Here is a 23,282-nt window from a genome sequence, read left to right as displayed (position 1 = left end):
GGCAGGCGCCGGGTATGAGCAAACGCCTGTCGGAGCGGCTGCGCAACCCGTTCGGCCGGAATACGGTCACGCCTGCGAAGTTCGGCATGTCGCGGCAAAAATCCGAGAACCATCCACTGTGGCTGGCACTGGCCGCAGCGATCATCATCGTTCTGCCAAAACTGCCGCTCGGCAATTACATAATCTATCCGTTCATGATCCTGACCACGTGGTTTCATGAGATGGGGCACGGGCTGACGGCAATCCTGCTGGGGCACGAATTCAAGGAGTTGGTAATCTTCGCCAGCGGGAGCGGATACGCTCTTACAATGTCGCCGCCAGACACCTTTGCGTTGTCGCAGGCACTCATCAGCATGGGCGGACCGCTGGGTCCGGCGATTTTCGGATCACTGCTGATTCTGGCCTCGCAAACCGACCGGGCACGGCGGCTGGCGCTGTACACGCTGGGTTTCGTGATCATCCTGTCGACTGCAATCTGGGTCAGGAGCCTGGTCGGCTGGCTGGTCCTGCTGCCGATGGGTGCCGCGATCCTTTTCACCGCGCAGAAAGCCACTCCGGAAATCAGCCGCTTTGCAGTGCAGTTTCTGGGCGTGAATGCGGCGATCAGCATGTTTGGGCAGTGGCGCTATCTGTTTTCGGTCGGCGGAACGATTGGCGGATCGCATCAGAAATCCGATACCGCAGCGATTGCAGATCAGCTGCATTTGCCGCACTGGTTCTGGGCAAGCGGGCTGATCCTGATTGGCTTGCTGATGATTGGTGCCAGCCTGTACCGTGTCTTGCGCAAGCGGGACACGCGGTGGACAGTCCATTGACGACCCGCAGCAAAGAAGCGCGGGGCAGGCTGATAAACGGGGAGGGCCAACAATGACGGATCAGACAAGCAAGATCGGCATCGAACGAGGCGGTTTCATCCTGTTCCTTGCGTTGGTCACTCTGGGTGTCATCCTCGTGGTGCTGCCTTTTGCGCGCCCACTGTTGTGGGCCGCGCTGGCTGCGATCATGTTCCAGCCGCTATACCGATGGATGCTACCCCGCTGCGGCGACAGCCCGAACAGGGCGGCAATTGCCACCTTGCTGATCATTACCTTTGCCGTGGTCCTGCCTACATTCCTGATCGGCAGTGTGGTTATCGAAGAAGCGGTTGCGGTGTTCTTTGCCTTTCGCGACGGCAATATCGATGTATCGGCGTGGTTCACGCAGGTGTTTGACGCATTGCCCGGCGGCATCCAGTCCGCGCTGGAAAGCTTTGGCCTCGGCAATCTCGACGGGCTTATAAACCGCACGCAGGATTTTGCTCGCGAAAGCACCGGCATGATCGCCCAGCGCGCTGTGGCCATCGGCAGCAGCGCCGCAGGGTTTGTGCTGGCATTCGGCGTCGGACTTTACGTCACCTATTTCCTGCTTCGCGACGGGAAGAAGATCGGAGCGGCTGTCGTGGCAGGGCTGCCGATGCAACCCGCGATTGCAGAAGAATTGGCGGAAAAATTCCTCTCCATCGTTCGCGCCACGATCAAGGGATCGGTGGTCGTCGGGCTGGTTCAGGGCGCACTCGGGGCGATCACTTTCTGGATCGTCGGGATGCCATCGGTGATGCTGTTCGGCCTGCTGATGGCAGTGTTCTCCCTGCTGCCCGCACTTGGCCCTGCGCTGGTATGGGCACCGGTTGCGATTTACCTGCTCGCCACCGGGGCGATCTGGCAGGGGGTGGTGGTCATCGCCTCCGGCGTGCTGGTGATCGGCATGGCCGACAATGTCCTGCGGCCCATTCTGGTCGGGCGGGATACCGGCATCCCCGACTGGATCATCCTGATCACAACGCTGGGCGGAATTGGCCTGATGGGCCTTGCAGGAATCGTGGTCGGCCCGTTGCTTGGCGGCCTGTTCCTTGCCGGATGGACCATCGCGAGGCAGCAGCGCGAAACCGAAGCGGCCGTTTTATAGCGTGACCTGTGGCTGATCGCTTGACCTATGATGCCATCATCCTTGGCGGCGGAGCTGCCGGCCTGTTCTGCGCCGCACGCGCGGGGCAGCGCGGCAAGCGCGTACTGGTGCTCGAACGCGCCGCCAAACCGGGGAAGAAAATCCTGATTTCAGGCGGGGGCCGGTGCAATTTCACCAATATCGGCGCGGGGCCTGCCAATTACCTTTCCGCCAATCCCCATTTCGCCAAGTCTGCGCTCAGCCGTTACACGCCCCGCGATTTCCTGGATCTGGTCGAAAGCCACGAAATTGCCTGGCACGAGAAAACTCTGGGCCAGTTGTTCTGCGATGACAGTGCCAAGCAGATTGTCGCGATGCTGCTGTCCGAATGCGAAAAGGCGGCCGAGTTCGGCGGACAGGTCGACCTGCTGTGCGATCACGAAGTAACCAATGTGGCGTACGAAGACGGTGCCTATCTGGTAACTGCCAATGGTACACTGTTCGGTGCGCACGCTCTGGTCATTGCGACCGGCGGGCCGTCGATCCCGAAAATGGGCGCGACCGGATTTGCCTATGACCTTGCGCGCCAATTCGGTCTGAAAGTGGTCGAGCCCCGGCCTGCGCTCGTCCCGCTGACGCTGGGCGGCGAAGATGTGCTGTTCCGCGATCTGTCCGGCGTCGCGGCTCAGGTCGATGCGCATTGCGGCAAGACACAATTTCGCGAAGCGGCACTATTCACGCACCGGGGTCTTTCCGGCCCATCGATCCTGCAAATCTCGTCTTACTGGAAACATGGCCGGCCGATTGCGATCAATTTCCTGCCGCAGCACGGCGAGGGGTGGCTGCTCAATGCCAAGAACGAGCAGCCGCGAAGCACCCTGAAATCCCGCCTCAAGGAAGACTTGCCTGATCGGCTGGCGACTACGCTGGCTGAAAGGATCGGCATCGAAACCGAGCTTGGCAACACGCCGGACAAGGCACTGCGGCAGGCAGAAGCCCGGCTTGCCCGATGGGAATTTTGCCCCAACGGGACCGAGGGGTTTGCCAAGGCTGAAGTCACTGCGGGGGGAATCGATACTGCCGAACTTTCATCAAAGACGATGGAATCCAGGAAGCAACCCGGCCTTTACGCGATTGGCGAGGCGGTCGATGTCACCGGCTGGCTGGGCGGCTATAACTTTCAATGGGCATGGGCATCTGCAGAGGCCGCAGCGCAGGCGATCTGACTGGCTGTCTGACAGGCTGGCTGAAAGGCGGCGCGGTCTTTACATCGTCATCTTGAAGCACCATCGACACTTCATGACATTTTTGCCCCGCACATCGCCCCGTATATCGCCCCGCGCATCGATTGCCGCCGTCTTGTCTGCCCTTGCCTTGTCGGCCTGTTCGACATTGCCCGATGCAGCGCCGCTTGCCGCGCCGGAACCAGCGACTCTCAAGATCGTCGGGCTGAATGATTTCCACGGCAACATCGAACCGATCCGCAGACCGATAAACGTAACCGACAATGCTGGCGAGACGCGGCAAGTGCACGCGGCTGGCGCGGCCTATCTGGCATCGGCGGTGCGCAAATATCGTGAGGGCGGAGATTACAGCCTGGTTATCGCAGCGGGCGACCTGATCGGCGGCAGCCCGCTTGCCTCTTCCATCTTTCTCGATGAACCGGCCATTGGCGCGATGAACCGGATCGGGCTGGATTTCAACGCAGTCGGCAATCACGAATTTGACCGCGGCTGGCGCGAACTGAAACGCATTCAGCAAGGCGGCTGCGAGAAAACCGGTCTGCGCGAGCCATGTCAGGTGGAAAACCCGTATCCGGGCGCTGAATTCCGTTTTCTGGCATCGAATGTCATCATGCCCGACGGGACCACTCTGTTTCCGTCATACGGCGTGCGCCGCTTTGGCGAAGGCGCCGCTGAACTGGCAGTCGGCGTCATCGGCCTGACGCTGAAAGATACACCGACCCTCGTCACCCCGAGCGGGGTCGCAGGGCTGACCTTTGCCGACGAAGCGGCATCGATCAACGCAGTCGTCCCTGAGCTGGTGAAGCAGGATGTCGACCTGATCGTGGTGTCGATCCATCAGGGGCTTTACACCGAAGTCGGCTATAACGACAAAAGCTGCGGCGGCGTTTCCGGACCGCTGATCGACATTCTGAAACAGGTCGATCCGCGAGTCGATGTGGTTATTTCGGGCCATACACACCGCGCCTATGTTTGCGATTTTTCCGCCATCGACCCGCAGCGCGAATTCCTGGTTACCAGCGCCGGATATGGCGGATCCATGCTGACCGACATCACGCTGACGGTCGATCCGGTGAGCGGCACGGTCCTGAGCAAATCGGCCGATAACATCGTCGTGCAAATCGCGGGTGAGGATGATGCGGCCGACGCATCGCTGGAAATATTCCAACCCGACACCGAAGTTGCCGCTTATGTCGCGCAATACGTGTCCGCCTCAAGCGCGGCGGCACAGCGCCCGGTAGGGAAAATCCCGGCTCCGGCTGATGATCCCGGCCCGTCAACCGAAGAAACCGCGCTGGGCAATCTGATCGCGGATGCCCAGCTATTCGGCACGCTAGATGCCGGCGCGCAGATCGCCTTCATGAACAATTCGGGTATCCGCACGGGATTGCGCCCTGCCGATGACGGCACGATCACCTTCGGCGACATCTACACCGTCCAGCCATTCGGCAACACGCTGGTCACGAAAAGCTTTACCGGGACGCAATTGCTGGCCCTGCTGGAACAGCAATTCGACGATCAGGGCTTCGTGCAGACATTCTCCGCCTCGCAAGGTTTCACGATGAGCTGGGATATGTCGCGGCCCATGGGTGGCCGGGTGGTTTCAGCGATGCTGGACGGCGCGCCCATCGATCCCGCTGCGACCTACCGCGTCACCATGAACAGCTTTCTGGCCGCTGGCGGCGACAGCTTCACGGTATTTGAAGAGGGGACAGATGTCGTGAACGGTCCGGTCGATCTGGACGTGATGGAGGCATACCTAGCGCAGGAGGAAATCACGCCCTTGCCCTCGATCGGAAGGATGCAGGATCTCACGCCGGCAGACTGATCAGGGCCGCCGGCGTTCGGCCAGACAATCGGTTTCAGGCGGGACGCAGGCCGGTTACGCCGCGGGCGCCGCCATCTTGCGCGCTGAGCCCGGCAAACATGGTGTCGATAATCTGCGCCAGCTTGTCCAGCTGCAGCCTGTCTTCCAGCATCATCAGCATCTGCGGCGAGGTGTAGCAGACCACCATCTGGTTAATCAGCGTCAGCGCGCGGTCTATCTTCAGCCCTTCGAAATACCCTTCGGCCTGCGCCTGCGCGACCAGTTCGCTGAGGTAGTGATCGGCCAGATCGATATATCCGCGCACCTGCTCGAAACGGGCGGTGCCCAGCTCGCAGTAAAGCGCGAACGTATCGGGGCTGCGGCGGTAGCGTTCCTGTTCGCGCACGAACCGGCGGGCGTAAAATTCATAGAATTTGCGGCGGATCGGAAGGTCTGACGCCAGCACCTCTTCCATGATTTCGATGTCGGGGGCGAACCAGTCTTCGACGATGGCGTCGAACAGGTCGCTTTCTTCGGGAAAAATCGCCTCGATCCGGGCACGCGAAACCTGCGCTTCATGCGCCAGAGTGACGCGCGTCACCTCGGAACCGCGGCGTTCGGTTACTTCGAGCGCCAGAGCGGCAAGCCGCCTGCGTTCTTTTTCTGCATCTTCGCGCGTCATCGAACCTTCCCTGCCGCACTTGGCGGTGAGGGCTATTTAGGGTCGATCGCCGGGGACTCAACCTCTTGTTCCGCCTGTATTTGGCGGGCCTGCTGTTCCAGCACCTTGTACCTGCCATATTCGGGGCGCTTCGACAGCATGAATTGGGCTATTTTAGCCAGATCTGCGCCGTAATCCCCAGTCGGGTAAATCGGCGGACCAAAACCCAGCATCATATCGTCGTTGCAGACCCAGGCCGGTACGATCGGGACATTTGCGGCCATGGCAATATGATAGAACCCGGATTTCCAGGTGCCGTCGCTTGCGCGGGTGCCCTCAGCCGCGATCACCAAGGCGAGCTGATCGCGCCGGGCAAATTCGGCGGCGACCTGATCGACCACATTGGCGCGTTTGGTCCGGTCGATGGGAATGCCGCCCATGTCGAGCATGAAGTTGCGCATGAAACCCTTGAACAGGGTGTGCTTGCCCATGAAGTTGGGATGGACGCCCTCTTCCTCGGTCGCGCCGAGGAAAAACACGAAATCCCAGTTGGACGTATGCGGCGCACCAGCAATGACAAATTTCGGCAGGTCGGGCAGGTGGCCGTCCAGCTTCCAGCCCTTCCAGTGATACAGCCAGATGATTATCCGCCGCACGATCCGCGACAAGACGGATCGTTGGCGAACCGGCTGGCTCGGCGATGTGTCGGACATGTTCTCTCCCAATGCCATCTGCCTAGCAGTTACGTAGGGGAATGCGAGAGGACGCACGCAAAATTCTGTTCAAGCGGGATACGCACTGATGCACCGGGCAAAGTCTCGGCGAAGCGGTCATTCTCATTGGCGGCGCGGCTTACTTGCTAAAGCGTTTTCCCCACCCATTCAGGCGACGGGTCCACCATTTTTTCTTCGCCCGCGATGATGGCATCCATGATCACATCCTGAACACGCCGAACCGCGGTTTTTCAGCGATTGGCGCCTCCAGCGTGGCGGCGAAGGCGAGGCCCAGCACATCGCGGGTTTGCGCCGGGTCGATCACGCCGTCATCCCACAGGCGCGCGGTGGCGTAATAGGGATTGCCTTCATCCTCGTATTTCTGGCGGATCGGCGCCTTGAACGCCTCCGCTTCGCGCTCGTCCCATTTGTCCGCATCGCGGTGGACAGTGGCTAGAACCGATGCCGCCTGTTCGCCGCCCATTACCGAAATACGCGCATTGGGCCAGGTGAACAGGAAACGCGGGGAATATGCTCTGCCGCACATGCCGTAATTGCCCGCGCCGAAGCTGCCGCCGATGACGACCGTTACTTTCGGCACGGTCGCGGTGGCAACGGCTGTGACCAGTTTCGCGCCATGTTTGGCGATGCCTTCCGCCTCGTATTTCCCGCCGACCATGAAGCCGGAAATGTTCTGCAGGAACAGCAGCGGGATGCGCCGCTGACAGGCGAGTTCGATGAAATGCGCGCCCTTTTGCGCGCTTTCGGAAAACAGCACGCCGTTATTGGCGAGGATCGCGACCGGCATGCCCCATATGTGGGCGAACCCGCAGACCAGCGTGGAGCCGTAGTGCTGCTTGAACTCGTGGAATTCACTGCCGTCGACCAGCCGCGCGATCACTTCATGCACATCATAAGGTGCGCGTACATCATCGGGCACGACGGCATAAAGGTCTTCCGCGTCGAATTTGGGCGGGCGCGGGTCGCGCAGTTCGATGTTTTGCGCCTGCGCGAAATTGTCGCCCAGATGGCTGACGATATCGCGCACGATGGTCAGCGCGTGCTCGTCGTTTTCGGCCAGATGATCGACCACGCCCGATTTCTTCGCATGCAGATCGCCGCCGCCCAAATCCTCTGCGCTGATTTCCTCGCCCGTTGCCGCCTTCACCAGCGGCGGCCCGGCCAGGAAGATCGTGCCCTGATTGCGCACAATCACCGTTTCGTCAGACATTGCGGGCACATAGGCGCCGCCCGCGGTGCAGCTCCCCATCACGCAGGCGATCTGCGGGATACCTTGCGCGCTCATATTGGCCTGATTGAAGAAGATGCGCCCAAAATGGTCGCGGTCAGGAAAGACCTCTGCCTGATGCGGCAGGTTCGCGCCGCCGCTATCGACCAGATAGATGCACGGCAGGCGGTTCTCCATAGCAATTTCCTGCGCGCGCAGGTGCTTCTTGACCGTCATCGGATAGTACGTGCCGCCTTTGACCGTCGCATCATTGCACACGATCATCACCTGACGGCCCGACACCCGCCCAATGCCCGCGATCATCCCTGCCGCAGCGATATCGTCCTTGCCATACATGCCGTTCGCGGCGAGTTGGCCGACTTCAAGGAAGGGTGATCCCGGATCTAGCAGCCGCTCGACGCGTTCCCTCGGAAGCAGTTTCCCGCGCGACATATGGCGCTCTCGGCTGCCCTCGCTACCGCCCAGTGCAGCCTTGGCGACATGCTCGCGCAAATCTGCGGCGAGCGCCTTGTTATGCTCGAAACGTGCCTTGGCGTCGGGGGTCTCGCGGTCGAGCGTAGATGTGAGAACGGGTGCGGTCATTTTCTCTCCTTGAAGCCGCCCTAAACATGTTGCAACCTCAGGCCAAGATTGAAGGGTTCGCAAAATGAAGTTTCGTCATCCGGCAATTATCTGTGCCGCCACCTTGGGCGCTACTTCGGTTCCGGCAAGCGCGGATATCTCAGCGCTTTACGAAGTCGAGTCGTACGAAGACGAGATTGACCGCGCCGTCGATTTCGCGATGACGATCGAAGTCAGCGATGAAGGCCATGCCCGCCTGCACCTGTCTGGCCGGTCGAGCTATTTTCTCATCCGCGAAGGGGCAGTTTATGCGGTCGCACGCGGGATCGACGGGCCATATGCCGAAAGGCTGGATGACCTCGAGGCCGTGATCGAAAACGCAGGGCAGGCAGGCGGATTCTCGCTCGAAATACTCGCCCAATTGCCGGAGATCGAACTGGTAAAATCCGGGACGGTGAAGGTCGGAACTTGGAAAGGGCAAGGATACGCGCAGCGCGATTACGATGATGAAATAGGGCGGCCGGAGCTGGTGGTTACCGAGGACGGGAGCCTCCGGCCAATCGGCAAAGCTTTTGCGCAGCTGATCGAAGGACGGTTCGGCGCACTGCGCAGCTTGTCTCTAACCGGCCTGTTCGGCGGTCTTGGCCTTTACGATCAAGGGGTCCGCGATTTGCTGAAGGGAGGAACTCCGATACGCATCAGTCACCTCGAATTGTCCGAAGTGTCATCCCAGGATATCGACCCTGCCCGGTTCGAACTGCCGCCGCGCGTGCTCACCCGAGACGAGATCCGTTCACAGAACGAACCGTTCGAGTGGGCACCCGCATTCGGGCGTCAGCCCGAGGGTTAACTAGCCCGCAGCCCCGATCAGTTCGCGCCCGATCAGCATCCGCCTGATCTCATTGGTGCCTGCGCCGATATCCAGCAGCTTGGCATCGCGCATGTAGCGTTCGACCGGCCAGTCCAGCGTGTAGCCCGCGCCGCCCAATGCCTGCACGCTTTCCGCGGCCACCTTGAACGCATTTTCCGACGCCAGCAGGATCACGCCCGCCGCGTCAAAGCGCGTTGTGTTACCCGCATCGCACGCCTTGGCCACCGCATAGGTGTAAGCGCGCGCCGATTGCAGCGCGACATACATGTCGGCGACCTTGGCCTGCATCAGCTGGAAACTGCCGATGGGTTTGCCGAACTGGGTGCGCTCGCGCAGATACGGGATGACCGTGTCGAGGCACGCCTGCATGATGCCCAGTTGCAATCCGGCCAGCACGACGCGTTCATAATCGAGCCCGCTCATCAGCACGCCGACGCCGCCATTGACCGGCCCCATCACGCGGTCCTCCGGCACGAAACAATCGTCAAACACCAGCTCTGCCGTGGGCGAGCCTTTCATGCCGACTTTCTCGATTTTCTGGCCGATGGAAAAACCCGCATCGCCCTTCTCGATCAGAAATGCCGTGATACCGCGCGATCCGGCGCTGCCATCGGTCTTGGCATATACCACCAGAGTGTCCGCTTCCGGCGCATTGGTGATCCAGAATTTGGTTCCGTTGAGCACAAAACCCTCTTGCCCGTCTTTCGACGCAGCCTCTGCCTTGAGCTTCATCGAAACTACATCCGACCCCGCAGACACTTCGCTCATGGCAAGGCTGCCGACATGCTCGCCAGAAATCAGTCCGGGCAGATACTTCGCCTTCTGCTCATCATTGCCCCAGCGGCGGATCTGATTGAGGCACAAATTGGAATGCGCGCCATAAGAGAGGCCAAGCGAGGCACTGGCCCGGCTGACTTCCTCAACCGCGATGACATGTTCCAGATAGCCGAGGCCAAGCCCGCCGTTTTCTTCTTCCACCGTGATTCCGTGCAGACCCAGATCGCCCATTGCAGTCCACAATTCGGCACGCGGGAAATAATCCTCACGGTCGATCTTTTCGGCCAGCGGGGCAATTTGTTCATCGGCAAAGCGGGCGGTGGTTTCACGAATCATTTCGGCAGTTTCGCCAAGCTGGAAATCGAAATCGGGTGTAGCGCGCATAAGAACTCCTTGTTGTCAGCGCGCATAGCGGAGCGCGGCCAAGCCCGCAAACGGGAGATAATTCAAATAAATCAATGGACCTTCGCGTCATTTGGTCAGATTGGCAAAGTCGTTGATATGGCTGCATAATACCGTTACTGTTGCGCCATACGCAATGAAGACAGACTATCTAAAGCCGTGGCCTGCAGGTGAGCCCCCCGCGCCAGCGATGTGCGGCGAAGAAACGCGCATTTCGGTGCTCGCCGCCTATGGCCTCGACGCGCTGGAAGATGATCCTGAGCTGTCGGAAATAACCAATTATGTTTCGCGTCTGTGCGATGCTCCGGTTGCTCTGGTCAGCCTGGTCGAATCTGAACGCCAGCGCTTCCTGGCCCGTGCAGGTCTGGAAGAACGTGAAACACCGCGCCCGACATCATTCTGCGCACATGCCATGCTGGAACCGGAACCGATGATCGTGTCTGACGCGTTGGAGGATGACCGGTTCGAAGCCAACCCACTGGTTGTAGGGCATCCGCATATCCGGTTTTATGCCGGCGCCCCGCTGATCTCGCATGAAGGTGCGCCGCTTGGTTCGCTGTGCGTCATCGATACCAAACCGCGCCCCGAGGGGCTGACTGATCTGCAAAAGGACGGCCTGCAGGTATTCGCCGCTGCCGTGATGCGCAGACTGCGCCACCGCCGCGAGAATCTTGAACAGACAGCAAAGATTGCCGAAAGCGAAGAGCGGCTGAGAACGCTGATCGACAGCCTGCCGCACATCGCATTTTCGATTACGTCGGGCGGGAAGTTCGATTACGTCAACGCCAGGTTCGGCGAAATCGTGGGGGCTGGCGATCCCAAGACTGCCGATGACTGGCGCGCGGTGATCCATGAAGACGATCACGAGCCATTGTTCACCGACTGGTACAAGGCATTTTCTGCCGAGCAGCCGTACGAAGGACAATTCCGGCTCAAGCATAACGACGGTACTTGGCGCTGGGCTGTGTCCCATGTCATCCCGGTCCGCAGCAAAACAGGCATCAGCTGGTTCGGCACGGTGACCGATATCGACGACGCGCACCGGGCAGCCGATGCGCGCGAATTGCTGACCAACGAACTGACCCACCGGATCAAGAACATTTTCGCGGTCATTGGCGGGTTGGTCACGCTCAAGAAGAAAGAGCATGACGACACCGGTAGCTTTGCCGCCGATCTCAGCGCCACACTGCAAACTCTGGGCCGCGCGCACAGTTACGCCACGCAGGAACAGGATGCGCAGCAGGACACGCTGCACGGGCTGATCGGCAAACTGCTCGCCCCATACGGCGATCGGTCGGGCCAGCGCCTGTCGCTGAACGGGGACGATGTGCCGGTACGGTCGAGGTCGGCAACGCCGCTCGCGCTGGTGTTCCACGAACTGGCGACCAATTGCGCGAAATACGGCTCCTTCTCCGAAACGAACGGCAGGGTCAGGATTACCACCGACGTAGAAGATGGGCGGATCACCATAAGGTGGGAAGAACACGATGGCCCGCCAGTCGTTAAGGCCGAAACCGAAGGGTTCGGATCACGCCTGGTGGAAGCCACGGTCAGCGGACAGTTGAACGGTTCGCTATCGCGCGAATTCACGCCGGACGGGCTTGTGGCCACACTCAACATCGCAGTCGATTCGATCTGAGCCCGATCTGGCTTTGACCTGATCCGGCTTTGACCTGGTCCGGGCTAGGCCATAGGGTCGCGCGGTGCCATCCACGCAGCCCGCTCTCTCTTTTCGCGAAACAACCAAGCGCTTTGGCGAAGTGGTGGCGGTGAACCGCATATCGCTGGACATCGAAGCTGGCTCATTCGTCGCGCTTGTAGGCGAATCGGGATCCGGCAAATCGACCTTGCTCAAGACTATCAACCGTCTGGTGGAACCAGATGAAGGCAGCGTCCTGCTCGAAGGAGAGGATGTCCGCGAGGCCGATCCGCCAATGCTCCGCCGCAGGATTGGCTACGTTTTTCAGGGCGTGGGGCTGTTCCCGCACATGAACGTCGGCGAGAATATCGGTATCGGGCCGCGACTGGCCGGCAGCAAATTGTCTGCCAGCCGTATCGGCGAATTGCTGGACGGGGTTGAGCTGGATGCAAGCTATGCCGGCAGAATGCCGGACGAACTTTCCGGCGGCCAGCGGCAACGCATCGGGGTCGCCCGTGCGCTGGCCGGCAATCCGCACATTCTTCTAATGGACGAACCGTTCGGCGCACTGGACCCGGTTACCCGCGACGCGCTGGGCGGCCGGGTGCGCAAACTGCACGACACGCTGGGGCTGACCACGGTGATGGTAACGCACGACATGGCAGAGGCGCTGCTGCTGGCCGACCGCGTGCTCGTCATGTCGGAAGGGCGTATTGAAGCCGATTGCACACCGCATGAGTTGCTGGACGGTGCGGGCGGATTGATCGCCCAAAAACTTGTCGCCGTGCCGCGAGATCAGGCCGCAGCGCTGGCGGAACTGGCACGATGAGCGAGATTTTCGGTGCCTTGATCGGGCTGGGCGACAAGCTGGCGGAACATGTCCTGCTGGCCGCCGCCGCCATCGCGCTGGGCATCCTGATCGCACTTCCGCTGGCGGTCTGGGCAGGCCGTTCGCAAACAGTGTCCCGCGCCGTGCTGACTTTCGCCAGTCTTGTGCAAACCATCCCCGCGCTCGCATTGCTGGCGCTGTTTTTCCCGATACTGCTGAGCCTGCGCGCGGTTTTTGGCGCAGGTCTGCCGACACTCGGCTTCCTGCCCGCGCTGCTCGCGCTGGCGCTGTATGCGCTGCTGCCGATCCTGCGCAACGCAGTCACTGCGCGCGAACATATGGCCCCCGGCGTACTGGAGGCAGCGGACGGCGTCGGCATGACCGGTTGGCAGAAGCTTCGCCTCGTCGAAGCGCCTTTGGCCGCGCCCTATATCATGGCGGGGATCAGAACCGCTGCGGTTTGGACCATCGGCGCCGCCACGCTTTCCACCACTATCGGTCAGCCGAGCCTGGGCGATCCGATTTTTGCAGGACTGCAAACCCAGAATTGGGCGCTGGTTCTGGCGGGCTGTATCGCATCGGCTGGGCTGGCGATCGTGGTCGATACATTGCTCGGCATGGTCGAAAGCGGTTTCGCGAAACGGCGCAAGTGGATGGTGTGGGCCGGCATCGCCGCTGCGCTGGCGGGGGTTGCAGGGTCCGCCTGGTCGCTGCGCGAAGAAAGCGGCGGCGACACCATCGTAATCGGGGCCAAGAGCTTTTCTGAACAGTACATTCTGGCTCAGCTGGTCGGGCGGCAATTGGAAGATGCGGGTTTCCGGGTCGAATACCGCGACGGGCTTGGCTCCGCCGTGGTCCATAATGCTGTGACCACGAGCGAGATCGACATTTCGTTCGACTATACGGGCACGATCTGGACCAACCAGCTGGGGCGGACCGACAATCCCGGGCGTGGGGAGATTTTCCGGACGATTGCGGATTGGGAACAGGAAAGCACCGGCACGTTGGTGCTGGGCAGGCTGGGGTTTGAAAATGCCTACGCGCTGGCGATGCAGCAACAGCGCGCTGCGCAGCTCGGCATCCGCACGATCGAGGATCTCGCCCGCGCTGCGCCGTCACTCACGATCGGTGCAGATGTGGAGTTTTTCGAGCGGCCCGAATGGATCGCAGTTCGCGATGCCTATGATTTGCGGTTTGCTAACCAGCGCAATTTCACCTCCACATTCATGTATGATGCGCTGACCGGGGGCGAGGCCGATGTCATTTCCGCCTACACGTCGGATGGGCGGATTGCGGCTGACCGGCTGGTGATTGTCGAGGATAGCAAGGGCGCCTTCCCATCCTATGATGCGCTGGTCCTCGTATCGCCCGATGCGGCGCAAAACCCGGATTTGCTGGCAGCGTTGAAGCCGCTGGTCGGCGCTATCGACGTGGACGCGATGCGCCGGGCCAATTTTGCCGTCGACCGGCTGGAGGACAAGAAATCCCCGCGCGAGGCGGCTGTACAATTGGCGGAAGAAATCGGGCTTTAGCCTGCTGGTTGTTCAGCGAGGCAGCCGATCAGCCGTTCTCAAATCCCACCCCTACCGGCCAGCCGGGTGCCGAAAGCCCCATGACCTTGAACAGGCTGCCCATTTGATCGTCGGCAATCAGGCGATCCTTCGCCTGCTGGATTTCATTGGCATATTGCGGCGCGTGCGCGGCCAAGCTCTTGGCACGGGTTTCGATGCCCAGGGCGCGTAGCCATGCCCCCTGCGTCACCGTGCCCATATGGTGCACATCACGCGACTGGGCGATGCGGGCCAGCGTGGCAAAATCGACATGCGCGGTCAGGTCTGCGCCGCCCGGATCGGCGAAGGGGTGAACCTTGCGGTGATTGCACACCGCCTGGAATGTAGATCCTGTGGTCAGCTTTGAATGACCGTAATCGATGAACAGCGCAGCCCCGCCCTGCTCCGACAAACGGCCTGCCACTTCGTAGAGAATCGCCGCCGCCGCAGGGCAGGTTTCCAGGATAGCGCCCTCTTCGGCATTCTTGAATTCGATCGGGACTGCCGGGTCCATGTTCTGTCCGCCCGCAACGAAAGCGAACTGATCACCGTCCAGCCCGACCATCCGCTCGCGCCAGCCTTCCGGCCCGCGCACCAACTGCCGGATCGGCAATGCATCAAGAAATTCGTTGGCGACGAACATGACTGGCCCTTCGACCGGGATTGTCGAAAGATCATCGTGCCAGATTGCGCCAGGCATGGATTTAAGCTGCACATCCTTGAGCGCTGGCGATGTTTCGACAAAGTGCACCCGGGGCGCAAAGCCGTATTTCTTGGCCGAGCGCAGGGCATCTTTCGCCAGAGTTCCGCGCCCCGGCCCCATTTCAACATAGTGAACCAGTTCGTCGCGCCCGCTGCGAATCCACAGATCCGCCAGCCACAAGCCAATCAGCTCGCCAAACATCTGGCTTATTTCCGGCGCGGTAATGAAATCACCAGCATTCCCCAGCGGGTCCTTGCCCGAATAATACCGGGCATTCGCCTCTCCCATGAACTGGGTGAGCGAGATTGGCCCGGTGTTCCGGATCAAACGGCGGTAAATATCCGCAAGGCTTTGCTCGCGTTCGTCCATCAGTCGGCGGCCTTCGCTCCTCCGCTAGCGAGCGGTTCCTTGCGCAAGGCGACCAAAGTCACGACCAGCCCCAGCAGGATCAGCGGGATGGTCAGCCACTGGCCCATCGAAAGGCCGGTATTCGCCGCAAACTCGGCCAGATGTGCATCGGGCTCGCGGAAGAACTCGACGATGAAGCGCCCGCCGGCAACACCGACAGTGAATATCCCGACCAGCAGGCCGGGCCGGTAACGCGCCCGTGTCTTCCAGAACATCAACAGCAGGATAATCAGCAGAACCAAACCTTCCAATGCAGCCTCGTAAAGCTGCGAGGGGTGGCGCGGCGGCCCGGCAATCAAGGTACCATTATAAATTTCGGGGAAGCTCATGGCCCATGGCACATCGGTGGTGCGGCCCCACAGTTCACCGTTCACGAAATTGGCCAGACGGCCCAGCATCATGCCCATCGGCACGTTGACGGCGATGTAGTCACACACGCGCATAAACGACAGATTGCCCTGCCGGCTAACCCACGCAATCGCGAGCAGGACGCCGATCAATCCGCCGTGGAAACTCATTCCGCCGTCCCACAGACGCAGCAATTCCCAGCTGACGAATCCGTCCCCTTCGAAACCGACAAACAGTTCCGGTTTGTAGAACAGCGCATAGCCCAGCCGTCCGCCCAGAATGATGCCGAGGGTGCAATAGAAAAACAGATCATCCGCGTGGCGCTGAGCCATCGGTGCGCCCGGCGCCTTGATCATCTTCGACAGATGCCAGTAACCAAAAATAATCCCGCCGAGATAGGCGAGGGAATACCAGCGCAGGGTGAAAAACCCCAGTTCAATCCCTTCGGTAAGCCCAAGATCGGCCCATTGAATTGCCGGTCCGACGGTTTCCGAAGCTGCCGTGGCAGCCAATAGTGACAGCAAGTGCCTTACCCCCTAAGTAGCACGGTGAAACTGGATTCCGTGCGGGTCAAATCAGCATGGCTATTGGCATAGGCAGGGCTTTGGGGAAAGTCCGCTGTTGCCGGTCCACACTAAAAGATGGCGTGATCAGCCGCCGCCAAGAGGAGAGAAAACAGGATGCCCACAGAACTGGACAATGATCTGAACGCGATCATGGACGAACTGATCAAACCCGGTCAGGTTTTCGAAACGGTCGACTTTGAACAATTCGGCGTGAAAATGCCCGCGTTCAAAAATGCGCCGCCAAGTCTGGCGCATTATTTTGCCCACTTCTGCAACGAGAACAAGGAACAGACATTCCTGGTCGACGGCGACACTCGTCTGACATTCGGTGAATGCTGGGTTGCCGCGACACATGTCGCTGCCGGCCTTGCCAAGGATCACGGGGTCAAGAAAGGCGACCGGGTCGGGATCGCCGCACGCAATTCTGCCAACTGGATCATCGCCTATATGGGCGTGATCATGGCGGGCGGCTGCGCGACACTGCTCAATGGCTTTTGGACCGGTGACGAGCTGGCTTATGGCATCCGCCTTGCCGAATGCGAACTGGTGCTGGCCGATGAAGGCCGTGCCAAACGGCTCGAAGGAACAGATCACGGTGCGAAGATCGTCGTGTTCGGACATGATGGCCCGCCGTCGCACGGGCTGGCACCGATCTGGGGTGAAGGCGACACCGCCATGGCCATGCTGGGCGAACTGGGTCCAGATGATCTCGCGACGATTCTTTACACATCGGGCTCGACCGGCCAGTCGAAAGGTGCATGGTCCGATCACCGCGGGGTAGTCCAGGGCGTCTTCAGCTACATCTCGCAAAGCGCGATGGCCAAGATGCTGATGGAAGGCCGCGGCGAAGATGTGAGCGCGCAGGCCTGTGCGCTGATCGCGGTTCCGTTGTTCCATGTAACCGGCGAAGTTCCGCTGTTCCTGCAAAGCTTCGGCATTGGCCGCAAACTGGTGCTGATGCCAAAATGGGATGCGCGCGAGGCGCTGCGCTTGATGGAAGCTGAAAAGGTCAGCTATTTCGTCGGCGTGCCGCTGATGAGTTATGAAATCGCGACCCACCCGGAACGCGACCAGTTCGATATTTCTTCGTGCAAAAGTTTCGCCGCCGGCGGCGCTCCGCGTCCGGTTGACCACGTCACCAAGATCAAGAAAGCCTTCCCTGAAGGCTTCCCGCTGCTTGGCTATGGCCTGACCGAGACCAACGGCGTGGGTTGCGGCAATTTCAACGAAAACTATCTCGCCAAGCCCGGCAGCACGGGCCGGGCCAGCCGCCCGCTGGTCGAAATCGCGATCCTCGATGATGACGGCAACAAATTGCCGCAGGGCCGGGTCGGCGAAGTCTGCTTCCGCACGGTGGCGAATTTCCGCGGCTACTGGAAGAATGACGAAGCGACCGATGCGGCGTTTACCAGCGATGGTTTCTTCCGGACGGGTGATTTGGGTTATCTGGACGAAGACGAATATCTGTTCATCGTTGACCGCAAGAAAGACATCATCATCCGCGGCGGGGAGAACATTTCCTGCATCGAGGTGGAAGAGGGAATTTACGCTCACGAAGGCGTGGCGGAATGTTCGGTCTTCGGTCTGCCTGACGAACGGATGGGCGAACTCCCGGCTGCAGTCTATTACATGAAGCCCGGCCATTCGATGACGCCGGAGGAACTGCGCGATTTCATGTGCAGCAAGCTGGCCCCCTTCAAAGTGCCGCTGCTTGAGCATATCTGGCAGTCGGACAAAGCGTTGCCGCGTCTCGGCACGCAGAAAATCGACAAGCGGACCGTGCGCACCATGTATGCGGACGAGATGTCAGCGTAATCAGGCAGGATAACCATTGAACCAGGCGAAAATCCCCAAGCAGCGCAAGATCATTGATCGGAAAAAGCTGAGTGGGGATATTGCCGCGCTGGTGGCAGAACATGGCGAGAAAGCGCGTCAGCCGATCATCGATCTGCTGCGCGCTGCACTCGATGCCGGGCGTGACGAACTGGCAGAACGGCTGGCGAAGAAGCCGTCTTCCGGTCACGAATGCTCTGGCGGGCAGTCTTTCCTGATCGACCAGATCGTCAGGCTGATCCACGACCATGTGATCGAAAACGTCTACCCACCGGGCAATCGGTCAGCCAGCGAACGCATGACCGTGACGGCGGTTGGCGGCTATGGCCGCGCAGAGATGGCGCCCCATTCAGACGTCGACATCGCTTTCCTGACGCCGTCGCGCCGCACCCCGTGGTGCGAACAGGTGATCGAGGCGATACTCTATTTCCTGTGGGATCTGGGCCTGCAGGTCGGCCATTCCAGCCGCACTCTGGACGAGATGGTCAAGATGGCCAAGAGCGACCTGACCATTCGCACAGCATTGCTCGAAGGCCGCTATGTCTGGGGCGACCGCGAATTGTATGAAGAGGCCGGTCGGCGCTTTTATTCTGAAGTGGTCAACGGGACCGAACAGACGTTCGTCACGGAAAAGCTGCAGGAGCGGAACGAACGGCACAGGCGGCTGGGCAACAGCCGGTATCTGGTCGAACCCAATGTGAAAGACGGCAAGGGCGGCTTGCGCGACCTGCACACGCTGTACTGGATCGGGAAATACATTCACAAGGTTCGCAGCGCATCCGAACTGGTCGATGTCGGCTTGTTCACCCCACAGGAATATCGTTCTTTCCGCCGCGCCGAAGGGTTCATGCTGGCGGTAAGATGCCACTTGCACATCATCACCGGCCGCGCCGAAGACCGGCTTACTTTCGACATGCAGCGGGAAATCGCCAGCCGGATGAATTTTGCCGACCGGACCGGCAAGAGCGCAGTCGAACGCTTCATGCAGTTCTATTTCATCCAGGCCAAACGGGTCGGCAGCCTGACCGGCATATTCTTGGCTCATATCGACGAACAATTCGCTCAAAAGCGGGCCCGCAAGGGTTTCTTTGCCGGGTTCACCGTACGGCCGCGTATGCTCAAGGGATACCGCGTCTATGGCGGCAAGATCGCCGCGCCGGGCGACAAATGGTTTCAGGATGACCCCGTCCGCCTGATCGAGATTTTCCAGATCGCAGAGTCTGAAGGGTTGGAAATCCACCCGGAAACGATGCGCCAGGCGGATCGGGATTCGGCGCTGATCAAGGCCGACATCCAGAACGATCCGCGTGCAAATGCACTGTTTCTGGACCTGCTGGCTGGTCGCAATGACCCGGAAATGGTCCTGCGCTGGATGAACGAGGCTGGCGTTTTCGGACGCTTCGTGCCCGATTTCGGCAAGGTCAATTCGCAGATGCAGTTCGACATGTATCACCATTATACAGTCGACGAACATACAATCCGCGCAATCGGCCTGCTCAACCGGATCGAGAAGGGTGAACTGACAAAGGATCACCCACGATCCGCCAAGTTGATTCACCGCGTCAATTCACGGCGCGCCCTGTATGTGGCGGTGCTGCTGCACGATATCGCCAAAGGCCGCGGCGGCGATCATTCGGTGCTGGGCGGGGATGTGGCGGAAAAGCTGTGCCCGCGCTTCGGGCTGGATGATCAGGAAACGTCGCTGGTCGCATGGCTGGTGAGGCAGCATTTGTTGATGAGCGCCACTGCTTTCAAACGCGATCTGACCGATCCGAAAACGATCGAGGATTTCGTGATCGAGGTGCAGAGCCTGGAGCGTCTGCGCAACCTCATGATCCTGACCGCTGTCGATATCCGCGCGGTCGGCCCTGGCACATGGAACAGCTGGAAAGGCCAGCTGCTGGGCGAACTGTATGACAATGCGCAGGAACGCTTGCGGCTTGGCCATGTCAGACACGGGCGCAAGGAACGCATTGCCGCGAAGAAAGCGGTGGTGGCCGAAGAACTGGCAGACCGCAGCGAACTGGTCGACGAGGTCGGCAAATTCTTTGGCGATGCCTACTGGATTGCCGAGCCCGAAGACGTGATCTCGCGCAATCTGGTGCAGTACAAGGTGGCTCGCGGGCTCGAAGAACAGCTGTCGATCCACTGCGAATACTACGCCGCGAGAGGTGCGACGCTGGTCAGCGTTATCGCGGCCGACCACCCCGGGCTGTTTTACCGCATCGCCGGCGGTATCCATCTGGCTGGCGGCAACATCATCGATGCCCGCATTCACACCACGCAAAGCGGTTGGGCGGTCGATAATTTCTTGGTTCAGGATCCATCAGGTTCACCATTCCGGGAGGAACGTCAGCTGGGCCGCATCAAGACGAGCATCAGCGATGCACTGGCCAACCGGATTGAACTGGCACCGCAGCTCGCGAAACGGCCGCTGCCAATCTCGCGCTCCAAGGCTTTCGTGGTCCAGCCGCGGGTCATCTTCGACAATCGCGCGTCGAATCGTTTTACGGTGATCGAGGTGAACGCCCGCGACCGTCCCGCGCTGCTCAACAGGCTAGCCCGGGAACTGTTCGAAAATCAGCTGATCGTTCAATCCGCGCACGTTACAGCCTATGGTGAACGCGCCGCAGACACATTTTACGTGACCGATTTGCTGGGGCAGAAAATCACCAGTTCAGAACGGCTTGCATCGGTTGAGAAGGCCTTGCTCGACGCTGCAAGCGACCGACGCCAGGCGGAGCTGGAAAGCGTTTAGTCGGATGGCGGTTGTGTTTTAACACATTTTCCCTAGAGGCCCCGCGACACGTTTCAATCTAGGGAGAATTCTACGTGAAATCTTATTCCTCTTTGCGCGCCCTTGCTCTGCTCGGTGCGGGCATGGCGCTTATGCCGCAGACCGCTCTGGCGCAGGACGCCAACGACCAGGAAGAGCAGTCCGAAGGCCGCGCAAGCGCACTGGATAGCTTCGACGTAATCGTTGTTACCGGCACCAAAACCAAGGACGCCGAAGACGTGCAGGATGCACCTGTCGCGATTACCGCGTTCAATGCGGAAAGCCTCGAAGCACTCAAGGTTCGCGACGTGCAGTCGCTGACATATTCCGCCCCTAACGTTTCGCTCGACCAGGTCGGCACCAGCCGTGGTACCGCGAACTTCTCGATCCGCGGTCTGGGCATCAACAGCTCGATCCCGTCGATTGATCCGACCGTCGGCGTGTTTGTCGATGGTGTATACCTCGGCTTCAATGGCGGCGTCGTGTTCGATCTGTTCGACCTCGACAGCGTTGAAATCCTGCGCGGTCCGCAAGGCGTGCTGTTTGGTCGCAACGTAACCGGCGGCGCGGTTCTGCTGAACACCGGCAACCCGACCGAAGAATTCCAGGGCAAGTTCCGTGCAGCCGTTGACGGTCCGTTCGTCGATGGCGGCCGCGGCGGCGCCAACTACACCGTCAGCGGTGTCGTTTCCGGCCCGATCGTTGAAGATACGCTGCTGTTCAAACTGGGCGCGTATTACAACAAGGATGAAGGTTACTTCACCAACCTGTTCAACAACACCAACCACGGCGCAGCGGAAACAAAGATCTTCCGCGGCGCATTGGAAGGCCGCTTCGGCGACCTGACACTGACCGGCAAGCTCGACTATTTCGAGAGCGATGGCGATGGACCTTCGGGCCAGAACCGCGGCCTGTTTTCGCGTGACACATTCGACATGTCGATCGACGAAGAAGGTTTCTACGCGAACGAAATCTGGACCGGCAGCCTGACCGCTGAACTCGAAGTTGGTCCGGGCACCCTGACCAACATCTTCGGCTACCGCGAATATTCCGCCGTCACACAGGGCGACATCGATTCGCTGCCGATCTTCGGCTTCCACTCCGGCACGGAAACAGAGCAGGAGCAGATTTCGAACGAACTGCGCTATGCCATGAGCTTCGACGGTCTCGAACTGACCGTTGGCGGTTTCTATTTCGACCAGTCGATTGCTTACACTGAAACCCGCGATCTTCCTCCGCTCAGCCCGCTGACTTTCTACGGTGGTGGTCAGCAGGATCACGAAGTCATCGGTGCCTTCGCACAGGGCCAGTTCTACCTGACCGACGCGCTGAGCGTGATTGCCGGTCTTCGCTGGTCGCGTGAAGAAAAAGACGCAGGCGTCACTTATGTCCGCCCGCGTCCGGCATGTTCGGTGGTTGATGGCACCTGCCCGACCACGGGCACGAACCCGTTCATCCCGACAGAGAATAACGGCTTCACCGACAATGAAAGCTGGTCGAACTGGTCGCCGAAAATCGGCCTGCAGTACGAATTCGACAACAGCCAGCTCTACGCACACTGGACCCGCGGCTATCGTTCGGGCGGATACAACTTCCGTATCACCAACGCGACCGTGTTCGAAAACGTGGTCGTGCCGGCAACCGGCGGCAACTTCGCGTTTGATGAAGAGCGCGTCGATAACTATGAAATCGGCGGTAAATTCCAGACCTTCGATCGTGCTCTGACGCTGAACGCAGCCGCTTACATCACCAAGATTTCCGACATGCAGCGCGAAGTGAACCAGTCGTCGGCAACCGCCGGTGTCTCGCAGTTCATTCTGAACACTGCCGACGCAACAATCTTTGGTGTTGAAGCGGAAGCCCGTATGCGCGTTTCGGACAGCCTGCTGTTCACCGCCAATATCGGCATCATCAACGCGGAATACGATTCTGTCGCATTCGACATTTCGGGTGACGGCGTGATCGACGGTAACGATCTGGCGCTTAAGCTGCCGCGCGTTCCCGACATGACTTGGGGCGTTGGCGCGATCCACGAACTGGATCTCGGCAGCAGCTCGGTCGTCAGCCGCGTGAACCTGCAGTACCGCGATGAATTCGCCTATACCGACAACAATTTCGGTTACATTCAGGACATGACCAGCCTCGACGCTAACGTGACCTGGAATACCCCGATCGACGGTCTGGCGTTCTCGGTTTACGGCAAGAACCTGCTCGACGGCGTTCAGGCCGGTGGTGACACACAGCTGCCATTCGGCGGCCCGCTGTCCAACGGCGTGAACCGTCCGTTCGACGAAAACCCGGCTGGCGGCACTCTTTCGCCGCTCAGCAAGGGTCGTCAGGTTGGCGCAGAAATGACTTTCCAGTTCTGATCCAACTGCAAACTGCAAATTGCAATCGAAGAGGGCGTCCCGATCGGGGCGCC

Annotated in this window: 17 protein-coding genes; 11 read left to right on the top strand and 6 right to left on the bottom strand. The window is 60.0% G+C overall.

Features of this window, described 5'->3' with window-relative positions:
- Positions 1 to 14: 14 nt before the first annotated feature.
- The 4 genes from PO778_RS12575 (at position 15) to PO778_RS12560 (ending at position 4,995) form a co-directional block, all read left to right on the top strand.
- A complete protein-coding gene (locus PO778_RS12575) occupies positions 15 to 815 on the top strand; it encodes a M50 family metallopeptidase (protein WP_271439891.1) in 801 nt (266 codons plus the stop codon).
- 52 nt (positions 816 to 867) lie between these two features.
- Positions 868 to 1,944: an AI-2E family transporter gene (locus PO778_RS12570; protein WP_271439890.1), complete on the top strand. Its 1,077-nt coding sequence runs from the start codon at positions 868 to 870 to the stop codon at positions 1,942 to 1,944.
- A 20-nt stretch (positions 1,945 to 1,964) separates the two neighbouring features.
- Positions 1,965 to 3,149, top strand: coding sequence for a BaiN/RdsA family NAD(P)/FAD-dependent oxidoreductase (locus tag PO778_RS12565; RefSeq protein WP_438944409.1), 1,185 nt, complete (start codon positions 1,965 to 1,967; stop codon positions 3,147 to 3,149).
- Positions 3,150 to 3,222: 73 nt separating this feature from the next.
- Entirely contained in the window at positions 3,223 to 4,995 is a 1,773-nt protein-coding gene (locus PO778_RS12560; RefSeq protein ID WP_271439888.1) for a bifunctional metallophosphatase/5'-nucleotidase, read from the top strand.
- A 34-nt stretch (positions 4,996 to 5,029) separates the two neighbouring features.
- Here the strand turns inward: PO778_RS12560 and PO778_RS12555 are convergent, their stop codons facing one another.
- The 3 genes from PO778_RS12555 to PO778_RS12545 all read right to left on the bottom strand — a co-directional run bounded on the left by PO778_RS12555 (position 5,030) and on the right by PO778_RS12545 (position 8,179).
- Entirely contained in the window at positions 5,030 to 5,656 is a 627-nt protein-coding gene (locus PO778_RS12555; protein ID WP_271439887.1) for a hypothetical protein, read from the bottom strand.
- 32 nt (positions 5,657 to 5,688) lie between these two features.
- Positions 5,689 to 6,348 carry a lysophospholipid acyltransferase family protein gene (locus PO778_RS12550; protein ID WP_271439886.1) on the bottom strand — a complete coding sequence of 220 codons (660 nt, stop codon included), beginning with the start codon at positions 6,346 to 6,348 and terminating at the stop codon, positions 5,689 to 5,691.
- A 220-nt stretch (positions 6,349 to 6,568) separates the two neighbouring features.
- On the bottom strand, positions 6,569 to 8,179 hold the full coding sequence (locus PO778_RS12545; RefSeq protein ID WP_160730921.1) for a carboxyl transferase domain-containing protein: 1,611 nt from the start codon (positions 8,177 to 8,179) through the stop codon (positions 6,569 to 6,571).
- Between the two features lie 64 nt (positions 8,180 to 8,243).
- Here PO778_RS12545 and PO778_RS12540 point away from each other — a divergent pair, with 64 nt between their 5' ends.
- Positions 8,244 to 9,008 carry a hypothetical protein gene (locus PO778_RS12540; protein WP_271439885.1) on the top strand — a complete coding sequence of 255 codons (765 nt, stop codon included), beginning with the start codon at positions 8,244 to 8,246 and terminating at the stop codon, positions 9,006 to 9,008.
- On the opposite strand, the gene PO778_RS12535 is transcribed toward PO778_RS12540, so the two are convergent.
- Positions 9,009 to 10,190, bottom strand: a complete 1,182-nt coding sequence (locus tag PO778_RS12535; protein ID WP_271439884.1) for an acyl-CoA dehydrogenase family protein — start codon at positions 10,188 to 10,190, stop codon at positions 9,009 to 9,011.
- Positions 10,191 to 10,344: 154 nt separating this feature from the next.
- On the opposite strand from PO778_RS12535, the gene PO778_RS12530 reads away from it, so the two are divergent.
- From PO778_RS12530 to PO778_RS12520, 3 genes are all read left to right on the top strand, one after another.
- Positions 10,345 to 11,847, top strand: coding sequence for a GAF domain-containing protein (locus PO778_RS12530; protein ID WP_160730924.1), 1,503 nt, complete (start codon positions 10,345 to 10,347; stop codon positions 11,845 to 11,847).
- Between the two features lie 64 nt (positions 11,848 to 11,911).
- The gene (locus PO778_RS12525) at positions 11,912 to 12,676 is read left to right on the top strand and encodes an ATP-binding cassette domain-containing protein (protein ID WP_271439883.1); all 765 of its coding nucleotides are present in this window, start codon (positions 11,912 to 11,914) and stop codon (positions 12,674 to 12,676) included.
- Complete coding sequence (locus tag PO778_RS12520) at positions 12,673 to 14,208, top strand: ABC transporter permease/substrate-binding protein (RefSeq protein WP_271439882.1); 1,536 nt, start codon at positions 12,673 to 12,675, stop codon at positions 14,206 to 14,208. The genes PO778_RS12525 and PO778_RS12520 overlap by 4 nt, the downstream gene beginning before the upstream one ends.
- A gap of 28 nt (positions 14,209 to 14,236) precedes the next feature.
- Here the strand turns inward: PO778_RS12520 and PO778_RS12515 are convergent, their stop codons facing one another.
- Entirely contained in the window at positions 14,237 to 15,298 is a 1,062-nt protein-coding gene (locus tag PO778_RS12515; protein WP_160730927.1) for a class I SAM-dependent methyltransferase, read from the bottom strand.
- Positions 15,298 to 16,206: a prolipoprotein diacylglyceryl transferase gene (lgt, locus tag PO778_RS12510; RefSeq protein ID WP_438944408.1), complete on the bottom strand. Its 909-nt coding sequence runs from the start codon at positions 16,204 to 16,206 to the stop codon at positions 15,298 to 15,300. Before lgt ends, PO778_RS12515 begins: the two co-directional genes overlap by 1 nt.
- 159 nt (positions 16,207 to 16,365) lie before the next feature.
- On the opposite strand from lgt, the gene PO778_RS12505 reads away from it, so the two are divergent.
- From PO778_RS12505 to PO778_RS12495, 3 genes are all read left to right on the top strand, one after another.
- Positions 16,366 to 18,066 (top strand): class I adenylate-forming enzyme family protein, encoded by a 1,701-nt coding sequence (locus tag PO778_RS12505; protein ID WP_271439880.1) that lies wholly within the window; start codon positions 16,366 to 16,368, stop codon positions 18,064 to 18,066.
- A 16-nt stretch (positions 18,067 to 18,082) separates the two neighbouring features.
- Complete coding sequence (locus tag PO778_RS12500; RefSeq protein ID WP_271439879.1) at positions 18,083 to 20,842, top strand: [protein-PII] uridylyltransferase; 2,760 nt, start codon at positions 18,083 to 18,085, stop codon at positions 20,840 to 20,842.
- A gap of 74 nt (positions 20,843 to 20,916) precedes the next feature.
- Positions 20,917 to 23,229 (top strand): TonB-dependent receptor, encoded by a 2,313-nt coding sequence (locus PO778_RS12495; RefSeq protein WP_271439878.1) that lies wholly within the window; start codon positions 20,917 to 20,919, stop codon positions 23,227 to 23,229.
- Positions 23,230 to 23,282: the final 53 nt, after the last annotated feature.

The sequence above is a fragment of the Pontixanthobacter luteolus genome (assembly GCF_947494915.1).
Lineage (GTDB): Bacteria > Pseudomonadota > Alphaproteobacteria > Sphingomonadales > Sphingomonadaceae > Pontixanthobacter > Pontixanthobacter luteolus.
This window is presented reverse-complemented; position numbering and strand designations above follow the sequence as displayed.